Source organism: Nocardia shimofusensis NBRC 100134, assembly GCF_001613125.1.
Lineage (GTDB): Bacteria > Actinomycetota > Actinomycetes > Mycobacteriales > Mycobacteriaceae > Nocardia > Nocardia shimofusensis.
In genome coordinates, this window is record NZ_BDBT01000025.1 from 61,022 (window position 1) to 83,548 (window position 22,527).

Annotated in this window: 23 protein-coding genes; 14 read left to right on the top strand and 9 right to left on the bottom strand. The window is 68.8% G+C overall.

Annotated elements, in window-relative coordinates; all coding sequences use genetic code 11:
- The 3 genes from NS3_RS21495 (at position 1) to NS3_RS21505 (ending at position 2,780) form a co-directional block, all read left to right on the top strand.
- Positions 1–1,641, top strand: a complete 1,641-nt coding sequence (locus tag NS3_RS21495) for a threonine/serine exporter family protein (protein WP_084495815.1) — start codon at positions 1–3, stop codon at positions 1,639–1,641.
- Positions 1,642–1,721: 80 nt separating this feature from the next.
- Positions 1,722–1,991 carry a GlsB/YeaQ/YmgE family stress response membrane protein gene (locus NS3_RS21500; RefSeq protein ID WP_084495816.1) on the top strand — a complete coding sequence of 90 codons (270 nt, stop codon included), beginning with the start codon at positions 1,722–1,724 and terminating at the stop codon, positions 1,989–1,991.
- Positions 1,992–2,114: 123 nt separating this feature from the next.
- Complete coding sequence (locus NS3_RS21505; protein WP_067862589.1) at positions 2,115–2,780, top strand: biliverdin-producing heme oxygenase; 666 nt, start codon at positions 2,115–2,117, stop codon at positions 2,778–2,780.
- A 17-nt stretch (positions 2,781–2,797) separates the two neighbouring features.
- Here the strand turns inward: NS3_RS21505 and NS3_RS21510 are convergent, their stop codons facing one another.
- Positions 2,798–3,634, bottom strand: coding sequence for an IclR family transcriptional regulator (locus NS3_RS21510; protein WP_067862591.1), 837 nt, complete (start codon positions 3,632–3,634; stop codon positions 2,798–2,800).
- 119 nt (positions 3,635–3,753) lie between these two features.
- Between NS3_RS21510 and NS3_RS21515 the strand changes: the two genes are divergently transcribed.
- The 3 genes from NS3_RS21515 (at position 3,754) to NS3_RS21525 (ending at position 6,460) form a co-directional block, all read left to right on the top strand.
- Entirely contained in the window at positions 3,754–4,236 is a 483-nt protein-coding gene (locus NS3_RS21515) for a nuclear transport factor 2 family protein (protein ID WP_067862592.1), read from the top strand.
- A gap of 183 nt (positions 4,237–4,419) precedes the next feature.
- Entirely contained in the window at positions 4,420–5,514 is a 1,095-nt protein-coding gene (locus NS3_RS21520) for a YncE family protein (RefSeq protein ID WP_067862594.1), read from the top strand.
- 124 nt (positions 5,515–5,638) lie between these two features.
- A complete protein-coding gene (locus NS3_RS21525) occupies positions 5,639–6,460 on the top strand; it encodes a class II glutamine amidotransferase (protein WP_067862596.1) in 822 nt (273 codons plus the stop codon).
- Positions 6,461–6,488: 28 nt separating this feature from the next.
- Here the strand turns inward: NS3_RS21525 and NS3_RS21530 are convergent, their stop codons facing one another.
- On the bottom strand, positions 6,489–6,926 hold the full coding sequence (locus NS3_RS21530) for a hypothetical protein (RefSeq protein ID WP_067862598.1): 438 nt from the start codon (positions 6,924–6,926) through the stop codon (positions 6,489–6,491).
- A 180-nt stretch (positions 6,927–7,106) separates the two neighbouring features.
- Between NS3_RS21530 and NS3_RS21535 the strand changes: the two genes are divergently transcribed.
- The gene (locus NS3_RS21535) at positions 7,107–7,769 is read left to right on the top strand and encodes a PaaI family thioesterase (RefSeq protein WP_067862600.1); all 663 of its coding nucleotides are present in this window, start codon (positions 7,107–7,109) and stop codon (positions 7,767–7,769) included.
- A 57-nt stretch (positions 7,770–7,826) separates the two neighbouring features.
- Here the strand turns inward: NS3_RS21535 and NS3_RS21540 are convergent, their stop codons facing one another.
- Genes NS3_RS21540 through NS3_RS21550 form a run of 3 tightly spaced genes read right to left on the bottom strand, consistent with a single transcriptional unit; the run spans position 7,827 to position 10,964 of the window.
- A complete protein-coding gene (locus tag NS3_RS21540) occupies positions 7,827–8,990 on the bottom strand; it encodes a sulfotransferase family protein (protein WP_067862602.1) in 1,164 nt (387 codons plus the stop codon).
- 34 nt (positions 8,991–9,024) lie between these two features.
- Entirely contained in the window at positions 9,025–9,801 is a 777-nt protein-coding gene (locus NS3_RS21545; RefSeq protein ID WP_067862603.1) for an SDR family oxidoreductase, read from the bottom strand.
- Positions 9,801–10,964 carry a hypothetical protein gene (locus NS3_RS21550; protein WP_067862678.1) on the bottom strand — a complete coding sequence of 388 codons (1,164 nt, stop codon included), beginning with the start codon at positions 10,962–10,964 and terminating at the stop codon, positions 9,801–9,803. The genes NS3_RS21545 and NS3_RS21550 overlap by 1 nt, the downstream gene beginning before the upstream one ends.
- A gap of 151 nt (positions 10,965–11,115) precedes the next feature.
- Between NS3_RS21550 and NS3_RS21555 the strand changes: the two genes are divergently transcribed.
- The 3 genes from NS3_RS21555 to cysC are packed head-to-tail and all read left to right on the top strand — an operon-like array spanning position 11,116 to position 14,804.
- Positions 11,116–12,024, top strand: a complete 909-nt coding sequence (locus tag NS3_RS21555; protein ID WP_067862680.1) for a helix-turn-helix domain-containing protein — start codon at positions 11,116–11,118, stop codon at positions 12,022–12,024.
- 9 nt (positions 12,025–12,033) lie between these two features.
- Positions 12,034–12,966, top strand: a complete 933-nt coding sequence (cysD, locus tag NS3_RS21560) for a sulfate adenylyltransferase subunit CysD (RefSeq protein ID WP_067862605.1) — start codon at positions 12,034–12,036, stop codon at positions 12,964–12,966.
- Positions 12,966–14,804, top strand: coding sequence for an adenylyl-sulfate kinase (gene cysC, locus NS3_RS21565; protein WP_067862608.1), 1,839 nt, complete (start codon positions 12,966–12,968; stop codon positions 14,802–14,804). The genes cysD and cysC overlap by 1 nt, the downstream gene beginning before the upstream one ends.
- 103 nt (positions 14,805–14,907) lie before the next feature.
- On the opposite strand, the gene NS3_RS21570 is transcribed toward cysC, so the two are convergent.
- The gene (locus tag NS3_RS21570; protein WP_067862610.1) at positions 14,908–15,813 is read right to left on the bottom strand and encodes an NADP-dependent oxidoreductase; all 906 of its coding nucleotides are present in this window, start codon (positions 15,811–15,813) and stop codon (positions 14,908–14,910) included.
- Positions 15,814–15,929: 116 nt separating this feature from the next.
- Between NS3_RS21570 and NS3_RS21575 the strand changes: the two genes are divergently transcribed.
- Positions 15,930–16,382 (top strand): winged helix-turn-helix transcriptional regulator, encoded by a 453-nt coding sequence (locus NS3_RS21575; RefSeq protein WP_067862611.1) that lies wholly within the window; start codon positions 15,930–15,932, stop codon positions 16,380–16,382.
- A gap of 69 nt (positions 16,383–16,451) precedes the next feature.
- Here NS3_RS21575 and NS3_RS21580 read toward each other — a convergent pair whose 3' ends face one another.
- Entirely contained in the window at positions 16,452–17,705 is a 1,254-nt protein-coding gene (locus NS3_RS21580; RefSeq protein WP_067862614.1) for a TerD family protein, read from the bottom strand.
- 285 nt (positions 17,706–17,990) lie between these two features.
- Between NS3_RS21580 and NS3_RS21585 the strand changes: the two genes are divergently transcribed.
- The 3 genes from NS3_RS21585 (at position 17,991) to NS3_RS21595 (ending at position 21,066) form a co-directional block, all read left to right on the top strand.
- Positions 17,991–19,787, top strand: a complete 1,797-nt coding sequence (locus NS3_RS21585) for an acyl-CoA dehydrogenase (RefSeq protein WP_067862617.1) — start codon at positions 17,991–17,993, stop codon at positions 19,785–19,787.
- A 99-nt stretch (positions 19,788–19,886) separates the two neighbouring features.
- Positions 19,887–20,366 carry a GNAT family N-acetyltransferase gene (locus NS3_RS21590; RefSeq protein ID WP_067862619.1) on the top strand — a complete coding sequence of 160 codons (480 nt, stop codon included), beginning with the start codon at positions 19,887–19,889 and terminating at the stop codon, positions 20,364–20,366.
- Between the two features lie 289 nt (positions 20,367–20,655).
- Complete coding sequence (locus NS3_RS21595; RefSeq protein ID WP_067862621.1) at positions 20,656–21,066, top strand: hypothetical protein; 411 nt, start codon at positions 20,656–20,658, stop codon at positions 21,064–21,066.
- Between the two features lie 28 nt (positions 21,067–21,094).
- Here the strand turns inward: NS3_RS21595 and NS3_RS21600 are convergent, their stop codons facing one another.
- Entirely contained in the window at positions 21,095–21,709 is a 615-nt protein-coding gene (locus NS3_RS21600; protein ID WP_067862622.1) for a metallophosphoesterase, read from the bottom strand.
- Positions 21,710–21,832: 123 nt separating this feature from the next.
- Positions 21,833–22,504: a hemerythrin domain-containing protein gene (locus tag NS3_RS21605; RefSeq protein WP_245649737.1), complete on the bottom strand. Its 672-nt coding sequence runs from the start codon at positions 22,502–22,504 to the stop codon at positions 21,833–21,835.
- Between the last annotated feature and the right edge of the window lie 23 nt (positions 22,505–22,527).

The window sequence follows — 22,527 nt, forward strand, 5'->3', positions numbered from 1 at the left end:
ATGGGTCCCGACGAATATTCGAGAGGAGTCGACCATCTCGTCCGCCACGAACCGCGTACCGCATGGGGTGGTCACCGCAGATTGCGCAGGGCGCCGAAACTGCTGGAACAGGCGGTCGGCGTGCTGGTCGCCGACCGCCCGGCGACCGCCGACGCCATTCTGGCTCCCCCCGCACCGCTGCAGCCGATCGATCTCACCGACGAAGCCGCGGTGGCCGAGGTACTCGATCTGGCGGTCCGCGTCGGCGAGGTGGTGCTGGCTTCCGGCACCGGCGTGATCGACACCGCGACCCAGGTCCGGTTCGTCGCCGCCACCTACGGCCTGGCCCGCTGCGATGTCGACGTCACCTACGACTCCATCCGTGTCTGGGTCCATCGCGGCCCGCGGCTGCCACCGGCGGGCACCATGCGCGTGGTGCGATTCCGATCACACGATTTCACCCGGCTGGCCGCCGCCGACCGGCTGACCCGCCGCATCCGCGACCACGTCCTGTCCCCCGCCGACGCGCGCGCCGAACTCGACGCCATCGTCGCCGCCCCGCATCCGTACCCACGCTGGGTCGCGACCCTGGGCTGGTCGCTGATGGCCGCGGCGATCGCCGCCCTGCTCGGCGCGGACCTGCTGGTGACGGCGATCAGCTTCATCACCACCGGCGCGATCGACCGCACCAACCGCACACTCAATCAATACGGTCTGCCGTTCTTCTTCCAGCACGTGGTGGGCGGGTTCATCGCCGCCACCCCGGCCGTCGTGCTGGCCACCTTCGCCGAGCCGCTCGGCCTCGGTGTCGACGCGACACTCATCGTCGCCGCGGGCATCACCGTGCTGCTCAGCGGGCTCGCCCTGGTCGGCTCGGTGCAGGACGCCATCACCGGGGCCCCGATCACGGCGGCCGCCCGGATGCTCGAGCTGGTGATGATGACCGGCGGCATCATCGCCGGTATCGCGCTGGCGCTTCGGCTCGGCGTCACCGTCGGCGCGACGGTGCCCGCGATCGATCTGGTCTCCGGACGCGACATCACCGACCTGCCGGTGAAGATCATCGCGGGCGCGGCGGCCTCGGCAGCGTTCGCACTGGCCTGTTACGCGGAGCGGCGGGCGTTGACCGCCGCCGCCCTCGGTGGCGCGGCGGGCACCATCTGCTTTCTCTTCGTGCAGTATCTGGGCTTCGGCCCGATCATCTCCTCCGGCGTCGCCGCGACGCTGGTCGGTCTGGCCGGCGGTCTGATGGCACGCCGCGCGATGACCCCGCCGCTGGTCGTCGCGGTCGCGGGCATCACCCCGCTACTGCCCGGCCTGAAGGTCTATCGCGGACTGTCGGCACTGCTCAACGACGAACTGGCGCTGGGCTTCGACCACTTGTTCGCCGCGTTCGGCGTCGGTTGCGCGCTGGCGGCGGGGGTCACCCTCGGCGAATGGTTCGACCGCACGCTGCGCAGGCCGCGCATCCTCAGCCGGTTCGGGTCGCTGCGCAAACCGGTGGTGGTGCTGCGCAAACCGGTGATCCTGCGCAAACCGGTGGCACTGCGCAAGCGACGCCCGCACGCGACCGGACCGAAACCGCCGGCTGCGCCCGGACAGTCTGTATCCGACGTGCGCGACCTGCGCACGAGATCGGTCGGGATGCAACGGAATCGGTAGCAGGAATTCACGCTCTGTACAGCAGCGCTTCTCGGCATGTCGCTGGACAAGCCGCGTCACCGGTTGGAGAGTTGTCCGGTATGTGGAACGCAATCGTACAGATCGTCGGCTTCCTGATCATCGGCGTGATCATCGGATTCCTCGCCCGCGCACTGAAGCCCGGTGACGACAAGATGAGCTTCGGGCTCACCGCACTGCTCGGCATGGCGGGAGCTCTCATCGGCGGCGTGCTGGCCAGCCTCATCGGGAAGGGGTCGATCACCGAGCTCAACTTCTGGGGCTTCATCTTCGCCGTCATCGCGGCGATCGCGCTGCTGTTCCTCGCTCCCGTCCTGCAGAGCAAGCGCTGACCCCGCACCGACCCCGCAGATCGGTGCGACAATCCGACCGAACCGGTATCGTCGGTCCGGTCGGGCCAGGGCTGCCGGGAAGATCCCGGCAGCCCTTCAGCTGATTGCGAGGTACTTCGAAACATGTCGTCGGAAGCCGTTCCGTTCTCGACCCGCATCCGCACCGCGACAGAACGCCAGCACGCCGAGGCGGAGAACTCGAGCTTCATCTCCGACATGCTCGGCGGACGTCTCGGCATCGACTCCTATCATCGCTACACCGGCCAACTCTGGTTCATCTATCGGGCGCTGGAGTCCCGGATCGACGCGCTGGCCGACGATCCCGTCGCCGGTCCGTTCATCCGCCGGGAGCTGGCCAGGACCGCCGCGCTCGAACGCGATCTGACCGCGCTGCTCGGCCCGGACTGGCGCAGCGAGATCGAACCGCTGCCCGCCACCACCGCCTACGCCGCGCGGATCGACGAATGCGCGCGGGACTGGCCCGCGGGCTACGTCGCGCACCACTACACCCGCTACCTCGGCGACCTGTCCGGCGGACAGGTCATCCGCGGCACCGCCGAGAAGCTGTGGGATCTGCCGCGCCGGGGCGACGGCGTGCGTTTCTACGTCTTCGACGACATCGCCAATCCCGCGGCCTTCAAGCGCGAGTACCGCGCGCTGCTCGACGCGCTTTCCGTCGACGAACTCGAGCGGCGACGGGTGCTCGACGAGGGACAGCGCGCCTTCGACCTCAACACCGCGGTCTTCGCCGAACTCGCCGCCGAATTCCCGGTCCGCAGACCCAGCTGAGCTCCGATCCGGGGGGGCTAACGCAACCGGGCGTGCCGGGGAAACAGCGTGCGTCCGGCTTCCTGCGCCGTCTCGGCGAGCATCCTGGCCAGCTTGGCCGTGTCGAGCGGGGGACGATCGCCGCCGACGTGCCCCGACAGCGACAGCGCCGCGACAGCCGCGCCCCGGCCACGCAACGGCACCGCCACACAGGACAGGCCGTCGACGGACTCCTCGGTATCCACCGCCACACCACCCTGGCGCCGCACCCGGTGCAGTTCCCGATGTAGCTCACCGCGATCGGCGATGGTGCGGGCGGTCAACTGCGGCAACCGTTCCCGTAGGGAGGCGTCGACGATGCCCGGTTCGAGGGTGGCCAGCAGCGCTTTGCCGAGCGCGGTGCTGTGGGCGGGCAGCCTGCCGCCGAGCCGCGTGGGGATCGCCGTCGCCTGTCTGCCACCGGCCTTGTCGAGAAAGAAGACCTCACGGCCGTCGAGCACGGCCAGATGCCCCGCCATGCAGATGCGCTGGCACAGGTCCTGCAACAGCGGGCTGACCACGTCGCGGATCTCGTTGTGATCGGCGGCCAGCGCGCCGATCTCGAAGGCGCGCAGGCCCAGCCGGTAACCGCCGGGCGCGTGTGCGAGCCAGCGCAGACGGACCATCTGGTCGAGGATGCGGTACACCGTGGAGCGTGGCAGACCGGTGCGTTCGGTGAGACCGAGCAAGGTGACGGTCGGCGTGCCGGCGTCGAAGGCGTCCAGGATCACTGTCATTCGCTCGATCATCGAGGCAGGCGGCGCGGCGGCCGGGCCGCTCACCCGGCCGGACACCGCCCGGCCGAATTCGCGATGGCCCACCATCTCGACCGTCATGCCACAACCTCTCCTCGTACTGCGCGCTCAGCTTAGAAGAAATACCGGCGCATGTACGACAACTGCGAATAGTAGAACACGTTCTTGTGGGGACCCATTCGCCGTGCAAGGCTGTGCGAATGGATCTGGAAGCCGTGGAATCCGTGCGCAGGCTCAAATATCGCTACTTCCGCACACTCGACCTCAAACTCTGGGACGAATTCGCCGACACCCTCACCGAGGACGCGCGCGCCGAGTACGGTACGCACGCACTCGGCGAGCCGCTGTCCTTCACGGGGCGCCAGGCCATCACCGATTTCCTGCGCGACACCGCGGGGCCGTCGATCGTCACGGTACACATCGCGCATCATCCCGAGATCACCGTCGACGGCGACACCGCCACCGGTTCATGGGCCTTCGAGGACACCGTGATCGCCACCGAATTCGGCGCGCTCATCCGCGGCGCAGGCTATTACCGCGACCGTTACCGGCGCGACTCCGACGGTGTGTGGCGGATCGCCGAGACCGGGTACCAGCGCATCTACGAGTCCAGCCAGTCACTGGCCGACACCCCTAGTTTCACCCTGCTGTCGAATATGTGGGACCGAACAGGTTCGAAGTAAACACATTTCAGAGCGAGGCCGGGCGGGAGAATGCCGAGCCGAACAACCATACCGGTCGGTAGTCCTTTCCCCGTGGGGAAGTCCGGCCACCCGCATGGGTACTGTGAGCGAGCACGGCAACGCTTGCGGCAGCGGCGTTTCCGGGGAATAGTCCGTTCGGATACCCACACGAAAGGTCCGAGGATGGCAATCCGGTTCCGGCGTCGGCCCGCGCGCGCGTTCACGCTGAGCGTGGTCCTGTTGTCCCTGCTCGCTCCGGTCGCGGGAGCGCGGGACGGCGGCGCCGACGCCTACATCCCGATCGCGGGCGAGGGTGCGGTGCTGGTCGTGGACACCGCCACCGACCAGGTCCACACCCGCATCGAGGGCGTGGGCGCGCACGCTTCGGCGGTAGCGGCCGGCCGCGACGGCCGTCACCTCTATGTACAGGCGTTCAACCCGCCCCTCACCGGCCCCGACGACATCGCGGTCATCGACCGCGCGAGCGACACGGTCACCGCGCGGATCCCGATCTCGGGCACCGACGGGATGACCGAGCCGATCGCCGACCCGGTGCGCGACCGGGTGTATGTGTTCACCACGCGCCCGTCCATCGACGTCATCGACACCGCATCGCAGACCCTGGTGACCTCGATGCCGTTGCCCGGCATCCCGTTCGCGGCCGCCATCGCTCCCGACGGCAGCCAGCTCTACACCGTCTTCGCCGATTCGACCGCCGCCGTGTTCGACCCGGAGACCGGCTTCCAGCTGGGCGAGCGGATCCAGATCGACGGCTCGGCGCCGTTCGCCGCCGCCGTCTCCCCCGACGGCAGCACGCTGTACTCGGTGAACGCCCTGGGCGACAACGTCTCGGTGATCGACATCGAGTCCTGGTCCCGGACCGGCGCGATCGCCTTCGCCCCGGGCAGCGCGCCCGTGGCGGGCGCCATCAGCCCCGACGGTACCCGCCTGATGGTGGCGACCGCGGGTGCGGATGCCGTACAGGTGATCGACCTGGCCTCCGGTGAGATCACCGGCTCGATCGCGGTGGATTCACCGATGTCGGTCGGGTTCACCGCCGACGGGGCCAAGATGTATGTCGGCACCGCGGGCGCGACCCCGCCTCCGCTGTTCGACCGCACCGTCGCCGGTTTCGACGCGGCCGCCATGCTGCAGACCTATCTGCGCTCGAACACCCGCTCCGGCGCGCTGCTGCCGTTCGACGCCGCGCAGCTGAGCCCGGCCGGCGCGCCGATTCCACTCGGCTCGGGGGCGACCTCCGCCGCCTTCCCCGACTGAGACACGCGGCTCGCTCCCCTCACCGGTGATCCGCGGCTCGCGCCGTGCACCGGTGTTTACAGGCGGCGGGTCGCAGTCCCGGAACGGCCGTGGGTTCTGTTTCAATGGGGTGATGTGCCGGTGGATGGCGTACGCGGGCGAGCCGATCCTCGCCGAGACCCTGCTGTTCCGGCCCGAGCATTCCCTGATCGACCAGAGCCTGCAATCGCACCTCGGGGCGACCACCACCAATGGCGACGGCTTCGGCATCGGCTGGTACGGGGAGGGCGTCGAACCGGCGGTGTTCAAAAGCGTCCAGCCCGCGTGGAACGACCGCAACCTGCGTGAGATCGCCGGTCAGATCCGCACGCCGCTGTTCTTCGCGCACGTGCGCGCCTCGACCGGCTCTCCCGTGCAGCGCAGCAACTGTCACCCGTTCCGTCACGGACGCTGGCTGTGGATGCACAACGGGGAACTCCAGGGTCACCGGCAGATCCGCCGTGACCTGGTGACCGCGCTGGACCCGGACCTGTTCCCCGATCTCGAGGGGACGACCGATTCCGAAGTCCTGTTCTACCTCGCCCTGACCTTCGGCCTCACCGACGATCCGATCGGCGGTGTCGCCAGAGCGGTCGGCTTCGTCGAGGACGTCGGCCGAGCGCACGGGGTGGACCATCCGGTCCAGATGACCGTCGCCACGACCGACGGCGAGACGATCTGGATCTTCCGGTATTCGACCGAACGGCAGTCCCGATCGCTGTTCTTCTCGACGGACATGGCCAAGCTGCAGGCTCTTCATCCCGAGGTGGAGGCGCTGCGCCGACTCGGCGGCCTGACACGGTTCGTGGTCTCCGAACCCCTGCGCGACCTGCCGGGAGCGTGGAACGAGGTACCGGAGTCCAGCGCCGGGATCATCCGGGCGGGCTCCGAAGAACTGCGCGCGTTCGCGCCGGTGTCACCTGCCTGAACATTCCGTCCCAGCGGGTGCTCCGGAGTCAATCCTCGTCCGGCTCCCCCAGCAGCTCGTCGGCCCGGCGCAGCGCGTCGTCGAGTCCGGCGTCCAGATCCTCGAGCGCGCCGAGCAGACTGAAACCGCCCAGCAGCTCCGACAGTTCGTCGCGGACGGACTCGATCTCCGAGATCGCCGGATCGATGGGCGACCAGGCGACCCCCTCTCGCCACCACGAACTCTCGTCGAGCCAGGCGAACAGGATGTCGCGCACCAGCACGTGATCGGAGCTGAACAGCTCGAACCGATCGTCGCCCGGCCCGTCGCGGTACCGGAGTTCGTAGAGCCCTTCCGGCAGCATTCGCGCTCGCAGCCAGTGATGTTCGCCCCGAGCCAGTTCCAGTACAGTGTGTTCGGGATCGCCGGGCAGGTGGGCGGGCACACCGTCACCGGTGAGGTCCGGTCCGCTGGAATCCGCAGGCATCGGGCCAGTCTGCCCGATTCCCGCACCGAATCCACCCCTGCCGCGATCGAGTACCGAGGGGAAGGGCGCGCACCGGCGACCGATCCGCCCAGCGCACAGGCCGTTCGCCCCGGTGACAGCGGTCCCGAGTGCCGCACCCGGCGACGGGGATCGCACCAGCCATTGGATACCGTGGACCTCATGACCGAAGACCACGTGGCCGACGCACTACCTACCGCTGAGCACCACGAAGGCGGATTCCGGCCGATGTGGGAACAGATGATGAAGGACGCCGACGTGAGCCGGGGCGGCCCGCATCTCGGCGAGTTCATCGAACAGGTGCGCACGCTGATGGACCACGCCAGGCTGGCGAATCCGACTGACGCGCAGGCGCTCGATCTGATCTCCCGGCTCAAAGAAGTCAACGCGGCGCTGGCCGAGACCGTGGTCGACGAATGGTCCGCGCCCTCGTGGACCCGGCACGAACTGCCCGCGCGCGGCAACATCACCCTGCCGCCCTATCGGGTCAAGCGTGCCAGCCGCAAAGGTGTGGAGACCGCGATCACGTTCCGCACCGCCCACCTGGGTGGCAACGCGGCCGCGCACGGCGGGCAGATGGCGGTGGGCTTCGACGAGCTGTGCGGTATGGCCGCGGCCATCCACGCCGGCTCGGTGACCCGGACGGCATCGCTGACCATCGACTATCGGTCCATCACCCCGCTGAACACCGAACTGACGCTGCGGTCCTGGGTGGAGAACCAGGAGGGCCGCAAGGTCTACGTGCGCGCCACCCTGCACGAGGGGGAACGCCTGTGCGCCGAAGCGCACGGGCTGTTCATCGTCCTACGGCCCGGGCAGGCCTGAGTACTACCCGGGCAGGCCCGGGCCGGCCGGATCAGCGCCGGGCGGACGCCCCGCCGACTACCGGCCCGGGAAGTGCACCGCTCGGTACTCCCCGAAACGCTCGTCGACCTGTCTCCCGGTGAGCCCGTAATCGGCGAGGGTGTACTTGTGCGCGGGACGCGCGGCCCCGGTGGTGCTCTCGCCGTGCAGCGCCCGCATGGCCGCCTCCGCTTCGGCGGTCAGCGTCAACCCGAACCGATGATAGACCTCACCGATGACCGCCAGTGGATCGGCGACGAAATCGTCGTAGTAGACGTCGGCGAAATGCGCCTGGTCGTAGCGGGTGCGGTCGGCCAGGAAACGCTCGGCGCCACGCGCCCAAAGATCGAGCTGCGTCTCACCGACGACCGCGCCGCGGAACTTCTCCGACCAGCCCTCGCTCGCCTTCTCGTTCAAGCTGCACACCGAGGCGATGATGGTGCTCGGATCGCGATGCATCTGCACGATCAGCGCGTCCGGGTAGACCGCCATGATGGCGTCCAGGGCGAACAGGTGGCTGGGATTCTTCAGCACCCAGCGCTTCTCGGCGTCCGGCAGCCCGATCAGCTGCAGATTCCGCTTGTGCCTGGCATACGCGGGCGTCCAGTCGCGACCGCTCAGCCACCGCGAGTAGCCGGGTAGGTAGGCCAGGCACTCGTAGGACACCGACATGGCCGACTGACGCAGCAGTTGCCAGCACTCCTCCACCTGATCGGCCGAGATATGGTGCACACCCATGAATTCCGGATGCTCGACGTGGTGCCGGGCGAAACCCGCCTCGATGCGCTGATACACCGGGTTCTGCGCCCAGGTCTCGCGCGGCGGGCGTGGCTGGGGCATCTCCGTCAACCACATCTCCAGCCCCTGATGCGCGGGGTCGGCCTCCAGCAGGCGGTGCACCGCCGTGGTGCCCGAGCGCGGCAGACCGGTGACGAAGATGGGCCGTTCGATCGCGACATCGGCGTGCTCGGGATGCCGCTGCCAGGCGTTCTCACTCAGCAGCCGCGCGATCAAGGCCCCGCGCAGGAAGGCGCGATTGATCTTGTTGCCGAACGGGGTCAGCTGCGCCTCGTGGTGATAGGAGTCGAGCAGTACGCCCAGCCCCTCGCGGTAGTCGTCCGCGCCGAAGTCGTCGAGTCCGACCACCTTGGTCGCCGAGGCGTGCAGATCCTCGACCGTCCCGACATCATCCCTGCCGATCATGCGTCCCTGCCGATCATGTCCTGTGTTCTCCTCATCAGTGGTGGTACTCGCCCGCATTGACATCCAGGCACGCGCCGGTGATCGCGCGCGCCAGCGACGAGGCGAAGAAGACGACCGCGTCGGCGATCTCGTCGGGCTCGGGCAGCTTGCGAAGATCGATGGTCGAGGCGGTCTCGGCGTAGACCTCCTCGGGGGTGATGCCGCGCTGCTCGGCCAGATAGTTGAAGTACCACTTCAAGTTGTCGGCCCAGATGTAGCCGGGGGCAACGGTGTTGACGCGGATGCCCTGCGGACCGATCTCGGTCGCCAGGCTCTGTGCCAGTGCGAGCAGGCTCGCCTTGGCCATCTTGTAGGGCCCGAAGGTGCGCCGGGAATGTCGCAGCACCGCCGAATTGATCATCACCACCGAGCCTTTCGACTGCGCGAGATCCGGGATGAACTGCCTGGTCAGGCGCAGTGCGGCCAGCACATTCGTCTCGAAACCGGCGCGCACCTGGTCGATGTCGACCGTGGCCAGATCGGCCAGCGGCGGGATCGCGAACGCGTTGTTGACCACGGTGTCCACCCGGCCGAACTCCGAGCGCGTGGTCTCGACCAGCGCCCGTACCGCCGCCTCGTCGGTGATGTCGGTGGGTACCACCAGCGCTCGCCTGCCCAGCGCGGTGATCTCCTCGGCCACCGCTTCCAGTCGCGAACGGGTCCGCGAGGCGAGCACCACGTCCGCGCCTGCCTCGGCACTGCGAACGGCGATGGCCTTGCCGAGCCCCGGCCCGACTCCGGAAACCACGACGACCTTGTGCTGCAACAACATCAGCCCAACATCCTCTCCGCGACCGCGGCCTGACGCGCCGCGATCCGCGCACGCCATTGCTCCGGGGTGACGCGCGCGTCGTCGTAATAGGGCAATCGCGCGGGCAGTTCGTCGACGGTCACGATCTCGACCGTCGGCCCGTCCTCGGCGGTGAGTTCCCTCGACAGCCGCTGCCAGCGGAACTGCAGGTAGCCACGTCCGTGCCCGGTCCGCTCGATCCAGTTGGCCAGGCCGGGGTCGCGCTCGCCGACGACCAGCCGGATCATTCCGTCGGGGTCCACCTTGGCCTGATCGGCGGTGAGGCTGGTCTGGTGGTTGATGTAGTCCAGCGAGACGTACCACATGCTGCCTAGCTGGAAGCCCTGGTAGGGGGCGTCCGATTTGGGCACGGTGATGATCATGACCTGGTCGTCGTCGAGTTCGTAGTGGCCGACCGAGGAGAACTGGGTGGTCAGCCCGCCCGGCGTCGAGCGGGGCTCGGTCATCGTGTTGACCGGCAGCTTCAGATAGAACCACTCGGGGAAGGCCAGGAACGTCTTCAGCCGGGAGACCAGCATCTTGCCCGCGATCTCGTAGCGCTTGGCGATCAGATCACGGGTCGGCGCGGGCGGTGCGCTCCCGACGGTGTCGACCCGCTCGATACGCAGGCTGCCCGGCGTCTCGTTCGACCAGTCGCTGTAGACCTCACGCACCACGAGCATGGCGGAGTCCTCGGCCAGGTGCACGTAGCCGGGTGCGGCCCGCCCCGGTCCCAAGCGCAGCTCGAACCGGCCGTCGGGGTCGATATCGAGCTCGCGGTCGTCGAAGGCGGTTTCGCTGTCGGGCACGTCGACCGGCGAATAGTTGCCGTTGAGCACCTGGAAGCTCAGGTCGCGGGTGGTGCCGCGGCGGCCGGTGACGAGGTACTCGGCGTCAGGGCGCAGGAAGGCGTGGAAGTAGAGGGTGTCCGGATTGTCCAGGCCCATCTTCGTGTACTGGTGCGTGCTGCGGGCGAAGAAGGGGAAGTCGCGGTCGTAGGCCCACGCCAGCTGCATACAGGCGCGCACACTGCCCGCGAGGTAGTCCAGGCCCTCCACCAGATCCTGTTCGGTCCGGATGTGCGGCGCTTCGGTGACGATCTTCTCGGCGGTGGCCATGGCCTCGGCGAACGGCTCGGTCAGCAAGAGCAATCTCCGATTGGTTCATATATGTACCGCTCTGGTACATTTCGATAGACGTCAGATTAGAACCTGTTCCAATAATTGTCCATCGTCAGCGGCCCGTTCGAGCGACAGCTGCCCATGATTCGGAGTGATCCATGATCCGGAGTCGTCCGTGACCGCGCGCCGGTCCGCCCCCGCCGTCCGGGTGGTACGGGTACTGGACTTCCTTGTCGAGCAGCGCGGCAAGCGCTTCGGCCTGTCCGAACTGGCCCGCGAACTCGATCTGGCCAAACCCACGGTGCTGGGCATCCTCAACGAGCTGACCGCCGCCGGCTACCTGGTGCGCGACCCGCGCCAGCACACCTACGGCCTCGGTCCCGCCCTCATCGCCGCGGGCCGGGTCGCCCAGGCGAGCTTCGCCATCTCCGCGATCGCCCGCGTCGAACTGGAGAAACTCAGTTCCGCCTACCGCACCACCTGCACCGCCTCCGCCGTTCTCGGCGACCGGATCGCGGTACTGGAGAGCACCGGGCCCGGCATGGTGAAGGTCGGCGCCTCCTACCATTTCGCCCCGCCGGTCGGCCTGATGTACGTGCTGTGGGACAGCGACGAGGCGCTCGAGGCATGGCTGGCCATCCCACCGGCGGTCCCGCTCGAGCAGGACGAGACCCGCCTGCGCCGGGTGGTCGCCGAATGCCGCGAACGCGGCTACCTGGTCGAAAGCCTGACCGCGGCGGGCCGACGTCTCTACGCCCTGCTGGCGGGCGTCGCCGACCGCGATCTGCCCGACGAGCTACGCGACATCGTCGGCGAACTGGTCGGCAGCCTCGGCGAACGCGTCCACCTCGGCACGGACCTGCGCCCCCGCGCGCACCACCCGGTCAGCCTGCTGGCCGCGCCGACCTACGACGGCGAGGGCAGACAGAACATGGTGCTCACCATGTACGTCGGCGCGTCCATCACCGGCGCGGAGATCTCCCGACGCGGCACCGCGCTGGTGGCCGCCGCCGACGCGGTCACCGCCGCTTCCGGCGGACGCAAGCCGCTCACACCATTGACCAATGACAGAAACGTGTTCTAGTTTTCAGGGGTGAGCCAGTACGAGAAGTCGACGGCAAACACCTACGAGCTGTCCCATCCGGACATGCTCGAGGCCGAGTCGGCACATATCTTCCGGGAAGTCGCCGCGACCTTCGAGCGGCCGGTGCTGCTGTTCTCCGGCGGCAAGGATTCGGTGGTGATGCTGCACCTGGCGGCCAAGGCCTTCTGGCCCGCGGCGCTGCCGTTCCCGGTGCTGCACATCGACACCGGGCACAATTTCGACGAGGTGATCGAATTCCGTGACCGGACCGTCGAACGCCTCGGGCTGCGCCTGATCGTCGCCCGGGTACAGGACGACATCGACGCCGGCCGCGTCGTCGAGGAAACCGGGCCACGCGCCTCCCGCAATCGCCTGCAGACCACCACCCTGCTGCGCGCCATTCGCGAGGGCGGTTTCGACGCGGTGTTCGGCGGCGCGCGCCGCGACGAGGAGAAGGCGCGCGCCAAGGAACGGGTGTTCAGCTTCCGCGACGCCGAGGGCCAATGGGATCCACGCGCCCAGCGCCCCGAGCTGTGGAACCTCTACAACGGCAGACACCGGCGCGGGGAGCACATTCGCGTCTTCCCGCTGTCGAACTGGACCGAACTCGACATCTGGACCTATATCGCCGCCGAGGGCATCGACCTGCCCTCGCTGTACTACGCGCACCGCAGGCCGGTGGTCCGCCGCGACGGAATGCTGCTGGCGCACACCCGATTCCTGCATCTGGAAGAGGGTGAGAAGCCGGCCGAGGCGACCGTGCGGTTCCGCACCGTCGGCGACGCCACCTGCACCGGCTGCGTGGAGTCCACGGCGGCCACCCCCGAGCAGGTGGTGACCGAGGTCGCCGCGACTCGGGTCACCGAACGCGGCGCGACCCGCGCCGACGACCGCATCTCCGAGGCGGGCATGGAAGATCGCAAGCGGGAAGGGTACTTCTGATGTCCACCACCACCTTGTTGCGCCTGGCCACCGCGGGCAGCGTCGACGACGGCAAGTCCACGCTCATCGGCAGGCTGCTCTACGACTCCAAGGCGATCTTCCTCGATCAACTCGACGCCGTGGAACGCACCAGCCGCGAACGCGGCGACGAGCACACCGACCTCGCCCTGCTCACCGACGGCCTGCGCGCCGAACGCGAACAGGGCATCACCATCGACGTCGCGCACCGCTACTTCGCCACCCCGGCACGCACTTTCATCATCGCCGATACCCCCGGCCACATCCAGTACACCCGCAACATGGTCACCGGTGCCTCCACCGCCGACGTGGCGCTGATTCTGGTCGACGCCCGCAAAGGGGTGATCGAGCAGACCCGCCGCCACGCCTTCCTCGCCAGCCTGCTCGGCGTCGCACATCTGGTGCTGTGCGTGAACAAGATGGACCTGGTCGACTGGTCGGGCGAGCGCTTCGCCGAGATCCGCGACGAGTTCTCCGCATTCGCCACCAAGCTCGATGTCTCCGACCTGAGTTTCATTCCGGTCTCGGCACTGCAGGGTGACAATGTCGTGCATCGCGGCGCGAACATGCCCTGGTACGAGGGCACTCCCCTGCTGCACCACCTCGAACAGGTCCACATCGCCTCCGACCGCAACCTCATCGACGCGCGGTTCCCCGTCCAATACGTGACCCGCAGCCACGCCAAGGACTTCCGCGGCTACGCGGGCACCGTCGCCGGCGGTGTCTTCAAGCCCGGCGACGAGGTGATGGTGCTGCCCTCGGGGCTGTCCACCACGGTCGCCGCCACCTGGGGACCGGGCGGCAAACCGATCGCCCAGGCCTTCCCACCTCAGGCGGTCACCCTGCAACTGACCGACCACCTCGACATCTCCCGAGGCGACCTGATCTGCCGCCCCGCCAACCGCCCGCAGGCCGGCCGCGACATCGACGCGATGGTCTGCTGGTTCGCCGACGACGCCCGACTCACCCCCGGCGCGCACTACACCCTCCAGCACACCACCCGCACCGTCCCCGCCGAGATCCGCGCCCTCGACTACCGCCTCGACGTCAACACCCTGCACCGCGACGAGTCGGCGGAGTCGTTGTCGCTCAACGAGATCGGCCGCGTCCAGATCCACACCCGACGCCCCCTGCTCTTCGATCCCTACCGCCGTCTGCGCACCACCGGCAGTTTCCTGCTCATCGACGACACCACGGGCGCGACCGTCGCGGGCGGCATGATCAACGGTCCCACCCTGCCCGCCGCCCAGGTGGTGTGGCACTCGACCGCGGTCGGTCGCCAGGAGCGCGCCACCCGCGGTGCGACGGTGTGGCTCACCGGCCTGTCCGGTTCAGGAAAGTCGACCGTCGCTGTCGAATTGGAGCGCCGCCTGGTCGCCGAGGGCCGCCCCGCTTTCCTTCTCGACGGCGACAACCTCCGCCACGGTCTCAATTCCGACCTCGGCTTCTCTGCCGACGACCGCGCCGAGAACGTCCGCCGCGTCGGCGAAGTCGCGCGCCTGTTCGCCGACGCGGGCGTCATCGCCGTCGTCTCCCTCATCAGCCCCTACCGCGCCGACCGCGACCGCGCCCGAGCCGTCCACGAAGCCGCGGGCCTGCCTTTCGTCGAGGTCTTCGTCGATACGCCCCTCGAGATCTGCGAGGCCCGCGACCCGAAAGGGATGTACGCCAAGGCTCGCGCCGGTGAGATCCGCGGGTTCACCGGCGTGGACGATCCCTACGAGGCGCCCGAGAACCCCGCTCTGGTGCTGCGACCGGACGACGGTGATCCGGGGACGATGGCGCGGGCGATCCTGGCACTACTCGAGGATCTCGCCTGACATTCCAGGATCACCTGCTCGCCCCACTCGACCGCGCCCTGCTCGGTCGAGCCGCACCGCCCTTCGAGGGCGTCCGCCGAGCGGCCGCGGCGCCTGCGCCCGGTCAGGGCTGGATGACGTACCTGCCGCGCACGCCGCCCTTCGCGAACTCCCGGTGCGCGGTGGCGACGTCGTCGAGCGGGACCACGGCATGTACTCGGGCGGGCAGATGCCCGCGCGCGGCGGCGTCGAGCAGGCCGGCGAGCCGGGCGCCATCCGGTTGCGCGTCGACGGCGTCGACGGTGATCCCGCGCTCCGAGGCGGGCCGGATACCCGGCCACACGCCGACGAACAGGCCGCCGTCACGGACGAGCGCTACGGCGTGTTCCTGCCGGGCGGCGCAGTCGGCCACCGCGTCCCAACCGGGTGTCGCCGCGGTGGTGAACTCCGCGCCGAGCCCGCGCACGAACGCCTCGTCCTCGGCCCTGGCCGAACCGGTGACCCGCCAGCCGCGTTCCTGGGCGAGCACGAGGACATACCCGCCGACCATGCCCGCGGCTCCGGTCACCAGCAGGCGACGGCCCTCGCCGTCGCCGAGCAGATCGACCAGCTGCGCGGCGGTCAGGCCGTTGAGCGGCACGGTCGACGCCGTCACCAGATCGAGGTCTTCGGGCACGAGCGCGACATCGGAGGCCGGGAGGACCAACTGCTCGGCGTACGCACCGTAGTCGCGGTCGTATCCGCCCACGAAACCCGCCACCCGGCTCCCGAGCGGGAGATCGACGCCGGGCCCGGCCGCCGCGACCGTGCCGGCGAATTCCCAGCCCAAGCCGGTGTGCTCACTCTGGTGGATCAGCCCGAGTTCGTGGAACATTCCGCCCGCGGTGGCCAGGTCGACGGGATCGACCGGCGCCGCGGCGATCTCGACCCGAACCTGCCCCGGTCCTGGCTCGACGACCGGCACCTCGATGATCTCGATGGCCTCGGGCCCGCCGGGCGTGCGGACGACAGCGGTGCGAAACGTGGACATTCTTTCCTCCTGTAGAGCTTTCCGGACTGCTACTCCACAATGGAGGGGCAACTCTCCCCCGGGAAGTACGCACTTCGAAGTGCCTATGCCACCGCCAGGAAAGGAAGGACCGGCCCATGCCGACCATGACGGCGGCCCAGCAGCGGGCCCAGGCGGCTGCCGAGTACGACGCGTTCCTCGCGAACTGCCCCAGCCGCCAACTCCTGGACCGGATCTCCGGCAAATGGGTCACCCTCGTCCTGGCCGCCCTCGGCAGCGACGGCCCGCACGCCGACGGCACCGCACGCGGCGAACCGCGCGCGATGCGGTACTCCGAACTGTCCCACCGTCTGGTCGGCGTCAGCCAGAAGATGCTCACCCAGACCCTGCGCTCCCTGGAACGGGACGGCCTGCTCACCCGCACGGTCACCCCGACCGTGCCGGTCACCGTCACCTACGAACTGACCGACCTCGGCCTGTCCCTGCACGAAACGATCCGCAGCATCAAGCTCTGGGCCGAAGGCCACATGGCGGAAGTGCTGGCCAACCGCGAGCGCTACGACCTGGCTACCGGCGGCGAGCACTCCTGACAGGCACTCCCCGGCCTGCGCCATGCCCTGTGACGCGGCGGCGCGCGCACCCGGATGACGTCCGAGAGCTCACCGGGCGTCCAGCACGAAACGCTTACCGGGATCGACCATCTTCCGCACGGTCGACCCCTTCGAGTAGACGCCGAGCGCGGTCATGTTCCAGCTCTGCGGACCGCGCACGAGCATGGCCATGAACACCCCGGTCGTCGGCTCACCCTTCGACAGCTCGAAGCGCACGAGTTCCTGATTCGTGTGGTCGTCGACCAGACGGCAGTGCGCCCGGCCGACCTGGTCGAACTTGTGACCCGCGAACGAGTTGACGGTGAAGACGAGGGCGTGAACCTCCGGCGGGAGCGCGCCGAGGTCGATGGTGATCGCCTCGTCGTCACCCTCGCCGTGGCCGGTCAGGTTGTCACCGGAGTGGCGAACGGCCCCGCCGTACGCCTCTTGCTTCATGAACCAGACGTTGATCAGCTTCTTCGCCCGGCTGTCGTAGGCGATCACCGACGCGTCCAGGTCGACGCGGCGTCCGGCGGTGGCCGGGTCCCAGCCCAACCCCATGCGGACACGGGTCAGCGGCGCCGCGCCACTCTTGGACAGGGACACGGTTTCGTTCTTGCGCAACGTGACCCGCCCCTTGTCCAGGCTCACCGTCGGCTGTCCGAACACCGGCGCGGGGGCGGGCGGTTGCGGAACCGGCGGCACAGTCGTCGCCGCTGCGGTTCCGGGCGGGGCCGCCGGTGACCGGAGCGGCGGTGTGCCCGTGGCCGGTGCGCTTGCGGGGACGGGCGACGCCGACGCAGTGATGGGGGTCGGCGGCGTACTCGAGGGTTCGTCATCGACGGTGATGCCGAAGTCACCGGCGATACCTGCCAGCCCCTCGGCGTATCCCTGACCGACCGCCCGCACCTTCCACGCGCCCTGCCGCCGGTAGAGTTCGACGGCGATCAGGGCGGTCTCCGAGCCGAGACCGGTCGGCGCGAAGGTGGCCAGCACGTCGCCGGTCACGTTGTCCGCCACCGAGATCCGCAGCGGACCTGCCTGCCCCCAGTTCGCCGGGCCGGACCCGTCGAGGCTGGCGGTGACGACGATCTTGTCGATCTCGGCGGGGACCGCACCCGGCGCTATCCGGACCGCATCCGGCGGCAGCACGTCCACACCTGGTGCGGACGGCTGGTTGTAGAAGACGAAATCGCTGTCGGAGCGGACCTTCCCGTCCTCCGTCAGCAGCAGCGCCGCGAGGTCGACCGGCGTCGCGGCGGCCACCGCGATCCGGACCTCCCCCACCCCGATCGGCGCGTTCGCACCCTTGACCAATTCCATCCCCGCTGTCCTTCCCTCCGGAATGCCCACCCGTGGACCGTTCGGCCCCATCGCCCCCGTCCGGCTCCGTCGCACAGTTCCCCCTCCGGACCGAATCGGCCCGATGCTATCCCGGAACTGTGACACACTCTGCGCGGATCGCGAGACCGGTGCAGCGGTCGCACGTCGAGATGAGGCGTCCCCTTCCTCACAGGAGCCGACCCTTAGGCGACACGGAGCGGGTAATGTATCAATCGCCATCGCCGCCCACCGGCCGCGAGAATCGCCCCCACGAGAGGACCAGCCGTGCGCTCCGACCTGATCTCCCGCCGTGACCTGGAGTTCCTGCTCTATGAATGGCTGCGAGCCGAGGAGTTGACCGAGCGCGAGCGGTTCGCGGACCACTCACGGGAGACCTTCGGCGGCTTCCTCGATCTGTGTGAAGACCTCGCCACCCGCTACTTCGCCCCGCACAACAAGCGCAACGACTCCGAAGAACCGACCTTCGACGGGGAGAAGGTCACGATCATCCCCGAGGTGAAGGAGGCGATCGAGGCGTTCGGCAAGGCCAATCTCGTCGGCGCGGGGATGGACGAGGCCGTCGGCGGCATGCAGTTGCCTTCGCTGGTGGAGGCGGCCGGTTTCAGCTGGTTCCAGGCCGCGAACGTGGGCACCACGGCGTACCCCTTCCTCACCATCGGCAATGCCAATCTGCTCGCCACGCACGGCACCGCCGATCAGGTGGAGCGGTTCGTGAAACCGATGGTCGAGGGCCGATTCACCGGCACGATGTGCCTGTCGGAGCCGCAGGCGGGCTCCTCGCTGGCCGATATCGTGACCCGCGCCGAGCCGCGCGAGGACGGCACGTACCGGCTGTTCGGGTCGAAGATGTGGATCTCCGGCGGTGAGCACGACCTCACCGAGAACATCGTGCACCTGGTGCTGGCCAAGATCCCCGGCGGGCCCGCGGGCTCCAAAGGCATCTCGCTGTTCGTGGTGCCCAAGTACCTCGTCGGAGCGGACGGTTCACTCGGCGAGCGCAACGACGTGAGCCTGGCGAGCCTCAATCACAAGATGGGTTACCGCGGCACCGTCAACACCGCGCTGAACTTCGGCGAGGGCAGGCACACCCCCGATGGCGAGGCGGGAGCGATCGGCTACCTGATCGGCGAACCGCACCGTGGCCTGTCGTACATGTTCCACATGATGAACGAGGCCCGTCTCGGCGTCGGTCTCGGCGCGACAGCGCTCGGCTACACCGGCTACCTCAAGTCGCTGCGCTACGCCCGCGAACGCGCCCAGGGCCGCCCGGTCACCGCGAAGGACCCCGCCGCACCGCAGATCCCGATCATCGAGCACGCCGACGTCAAGCGCATGCTGCTGGCCCAGAAGTCCTACGTCGAGGGCGCGCTCGCGCTGCTGCTCTACTGCCACCGTCTCGTCGACCTCGCCCGCACCGCCGAGACCCCCGAAGCGGCCCGCGAGCACACGCTGCTGCTGGAGATCCTGACCGGTGTCGCCAAGAGCTGGCCCTCCCAGTGGTGCCGCGAGGCCAACGACCTGGCCATCCAGGTCCACGGCGGCTACGGCTACACCCGCGAATACGACGTCGAACAGCACTACCGCGACAACCGCCTCAACCCCATCCACGAAGGCACCCACGGCATCCAGGGCATGGACCTGCTGGGCCGCAAAGTGATCCAGCACGACGGCGCGTCCCTGAAACTGCTCGACCGGCGCCTGGCCGCCACGATCGCCACGGCCCGCGAACTCGGCGGCGCGCCCGCCGAATTCGCCACCGCACTCGATGCTTCCCGGCAGCGCCTCCTGACCGTCACCATGACAATCCTCACCGCGGGCGACCCCGCCGTCACCATGGCCAACTCCACCGCCTATCTGGAAGCCTTCGGCCATATAGTCGTCGCGTGGATCTGGCTCGAGCAGGCCGTCGCCGCGCACGGCCGCGACGACGACTTCTACGCGGGCAAGCTGGCCGCCGCCCGCTACTTCTTCCGGTACGAATTGCCCAAGACCGGACCGCAACTCGACCTGCTCGGCTCCCTCGACCGCACCACCCTGGAGATGAACGACGCCTGGTTCTGATGATGCAGCGGCGGGCCGGCTGATCCGGGCGGCCCGCCTATCCGGCGTGGCGTCGAAAAAACCTTGCGACAGCGCCGATCGACCGTGGAGGCTACCTCGATGACCGGACAACAGCTGGATCGGCAGATCTACACCGCCACCGCGTCCGACGCGGCCACCGTCGCCGAGTTGCTGGACACATTCAATCGCGAATTCGACACTCCCACACCTGGTATCGAGGTGCTCGCCACACGTTTGGGCCGCACCTTGGCCGACGGCGGCCTGGTGGCACTGCTGGGCGGCCGACCGGCCGTCGGAGTCGCGGTCGTTTCCTTCCGCCCCGCTGTGTGGGCCGACGGGCCGGTGGCCCTGCTGGAGGAACTGTACGTACGGCCGGAGATGCGCCGCCGACGCCTCGGTCACGCCCTGCTGGACGCGGCCTGCCACCTGGCCCGTGCGCGGGGAGCCGAGGAAATGCAGATCAACGTCGACGGCGTCGACACCGACGCCCGCCGCTTCTACGAAGCCCACGGATTCCGTCACACCGAACCCGGCGAACCCGAACCGATGTACTTCTACTACCGCGACCTCATCGAATGAACACGAGAACGAATCGGAGACATCTTCTCAGTGGCTTTTCGCGGGCCCGGCCCACCACCGCGGAAGCCACGACAAGGATTCATCGTGGACAACAACGTATTTTGGAAGTCGTGACAGGTCGGTGGATGTGACGGGCCGAGCCGGGCCGGTAACGGATTGGTGGGCATACGCGCAGCGCTTGCGTACGCGGCGACGGCTGGCAGTGCTGGCCTGTGACGCCGCGGAGGTAGCGGCTTGCGCGGGAGGTTGGTTGTTCGATCGGGCGCAGGCCGGGTGGGAGACGGTCGTCGTGCTCTCCGACGTCGCCGGCAGCGCGCCGCTGCGGATCCTGGGAGCCACCGTGCTGGAGTTGGAGGGCCCGCTGTCGGTTCCGGTGCATCACACCTGGCCCGATCTGCTCGTCGTCGCTCCGGGCCTCTACGCGCACGACTCACGCGTGCGCCGGGGCGTGCAGGACTGTCTGCAAGGTGACCGCCTCACCGTCATCACCTGGGACCAGCCGCTGCCCGCCGAACTCGAGGACCGCTTCAGCCACGTCAGCTATCCGCTTTCCGATGCCGCTCATGCCTTCAAGACCCGCGCAGTGGCTGCCACCAGCACTCCACCCGCCGCCGTCGAATCGCTGGAGCGATTTCGCGTCAGCGCCCGCTGCGCACCCTTCGGCGCACACGAGTCAACCGGACTGCACAGGAACAGCTGACTGCGGGAAGGCCCAGGGTGCGCGGCGGTCAGTTTCGTGTCGCTGCGGAATCGGACGGCCCCACTGCCTCCGCGATCTTCTCCTCGATCCAGCCCAACGGCACGGGCGCGAGATCGTGGGCGTCCACACCGACGTGCAACTGCCGCCCGCGCTGCTGGATGTCGGAATGCGTGTGCCCGTGGAGCAGCCACCCACCGGTGTCGACGGGCCGCCATTCGTTGTGGCGTAGTTCGCCGGAGTGGTCACCGTCGGGGTCGTCGCGGTAGGGGAAGTGCGAGAGCGTGACCCGGTGGCCGGTGATCTTGCGGGTGGCGGCGGACTGCACCGATGCGAAAACCCCCAGGAAGCGGCCTTGGGCCAGGTGGGAGCGGGAGTGCAGGGGGTGACAGGGGTCGTGGTTGCCCGCGATGAGGTGTTTGACGCCGGGGCGGTGGGCGACCCAGGCGAGGGCGCGGCGTTCGGCGGCGCCGGAACCTATGGAAATGTCGCCGAGCACCCATACCTGGTCGTCGGGGCGGACGACGGCGTCCCAGCGCTCGGCCAGTGCCTGGTCGTGGGCTTCGGTGTCCTCACCGAATCCGCGCAGGCGCGCGCAGAGCCGGTGGCCCACGTGCGGGTCGGACGTGAACCAGATCCGATCCATGAGATCTCCCCCTTCGGTACGGTCGACAAGGATCGCGGATGCCAACCTGACCATGCCCGCATGGATCTCCGCTACTCGTTTTATCGGGACTCTCCGGCCGGTATCGACCTCGGGTCGAGGACGTCATTCGGGGTCCGTGCCGTAGATCTCCCGGTACTCCTCGGCGAAGGCGCGGCGGCCGAGCAGACGCCAGGCCAGGCGCGCCGGAAGCGGCATCTCGGCCAGGAACTTGCGGCGGTCGGCGTCGGACACGCCCTGCAGAAGGAAGCCGACAAAGACCAGTTGGCGGTCCTTGGGCATGTGCTCGCGGCCGCGTTCGCCGAGCGCCTGCCATTCCGGGACGGTCAGGACGTTCTCGACCACGGGCAGAACATGCCGTTCCTCTTCGGTCATGTGCTCGTCGACAGCGGTGGCGAGCGCGCGCAGCGTGACAGCGAGCCGGTCGCGGACCGAAGGGTCAGCGGCCGAGGCGAATTCGGCTGATTCGCGGCGGGCGCGCTCGGTGAGTTCGGCGATCCGCTCGTGCTGTTCCTCCATGCGCAGCACCACGGCCGCGTTGGTGGAGGCGCGCTCGAGCAACAGCGGCCACAGGAGCTCGTCCTCGCCGGTGTGATGCTCGTGCAGGCCGGTGCCCAGCTCGTCCAGGAATGCGACGAGGCGCCGGGCTCGCTCCACGTCACCGGCCGCGACGCCGGTGACGAGCTCGGGCAGCGCCCGGAAGTGCCTGCGGAAGGAGTTGTGCACGACGACCATGTCGTAGGTGTCGGGGCGGGCGGGTGCGATGGTGCCGTTCATGCTGCTCCTGTCGGTGTTCGGGA

What these genes read in the sequence shown, in the direction of transcription:
- NS3_RS21500 (WP_084495816.1), top strand. Translation starts at nt 1,722, where the DNA reads ATGTGGAACGCAATCGTACAGATCGTCGGCTTCCTGATCATCGGCGTG.
- NS3_RS21570 (WP_067862610.1), bottom strand. Translation starts at nt 15,813, where the DNA reads ATGTCCACGTTTCGCACCGCTGTCGTCCGCACGCCCGGCGGGCCCGAG.
- NS3_RS21580 (WP_067862614.1), bottom strand. Translation starts at nt 17,705, where the DNA reads ATGGAATTGGTCAAGGGTGCGAACGCGCCGATCGGGGTGGGGGAGGTC.
- NS3_RS21525 (WP_067862596.1), top strand. Translation starts at nt 5,639, where the DNA reads ATGGCGTACGCGGGCGAGCCGATCCTCGCCGAGACCCTGCTGTTCCGG.
- NS3_RS21575 (WP_067862611.1), top strand. Translation starts at nt 15,930, where the DNA reads ATGCCGACCATGACGGCGGCCCAGCAGCGGGCCCAGGCGGCTGCCGAG.
- NS3_RS21590 (WP_067862619.1), top strand. Translation starts at nt 19,887, where the DNA reads ATGACCGGACAACAGCTGGATCGGCAGATCTACACCGCCACCGCGTCC.
- NS3_RS21605 (WP_245649737.1), bottom strand. Translation starts at nt 22,504, where the DNA reads ATGAACGGCACCATCGCACCCGCCCGCCCCGACACCTACGACATGGTC.
- NS3_RS21540 (WP_067862602.1), bottom strand. Translation starts at nt 8,990, where the DNA reads ATGATCGGCAGGGATGATGTCGGGACGGTCGAGGATCTGCACGCCTCG.
- NS3_RS21515 (WP_067862592.1), top strand. Translation starts at nt 3,754, where the DNA reads ATGGATCTGGAAGCCGTGGAATCCGTGCGCAGGCTCAAATATCGCTAC.
- NS3_RS21505 (WP_067862589.1), top strand. Translation starts at nt 2,115, where the DNA reads ATGTCGTCGGAAGCCGTTCCGTTCTCGACCCGCATCCGCACCGCGACA.
- NS3_RS21520 (WP_067862594.1), top strand. Translation starts at nt 4,420, where the DNA reads ATGGCAATCCGGTTCCGGCGTCGGCCCGCGCGCGCGTTCACGCTGAGC.
- NS3_RS21545 (WP_067862603.1), bottom strand. Translation starts at nt 9,801, where the DNA reads ATGTTGTTGCAGCACAAGGTCGTCGTGGTTTCCGGAGTCGGGCCGGGG.
- NS3_RS21535 (WP_067862600.1), top strand. Translation starts at nt 7,107, where the DNA reads ATGACCGAAGACCACGTGGCCGACGCACTACCTACCGCTGAGCACCAC.
- NS3_RS21510 (WP_067862591.1), bottom strand. Translation starts at nt 3,634, where the DNA reads ATGACGGTCGAGATGGTGGGCCATCGCGAATTCGGCCGGGCGGTGTCC.
- NS3_RS21530 (WP_067862598.1), bottom strand. Translation starts at nt 6,926, where the DNA reads ATGCCTGCGGATTCCAGCGGACCGGACCTCACCGGTGACGGTGTGCCC.
- NS3_RS21600 (WP_067862622.1), bottom strand. Translation starts at nt 21,709, where the DNA reads ATGGATCGGATCTGGTTCACGTCCGACCCGCACGTGGGCCACCGGCTC.
- cysC (WP_067862608.1), top strand. Translation starts at nt 12,966, where the DNA reads ATGTCCACCACCACCTTGTTGCGCCTGGCCACCGCGGGCAGCGTCGAC.
- NS3_RS21495 (WP_084495815.1), top strand. Translation starts at nt 1, where the DNA reads ATGGGTCCCGACGAATATTCGAGAGGAGTCGACCATCTCGTCCGCCAC.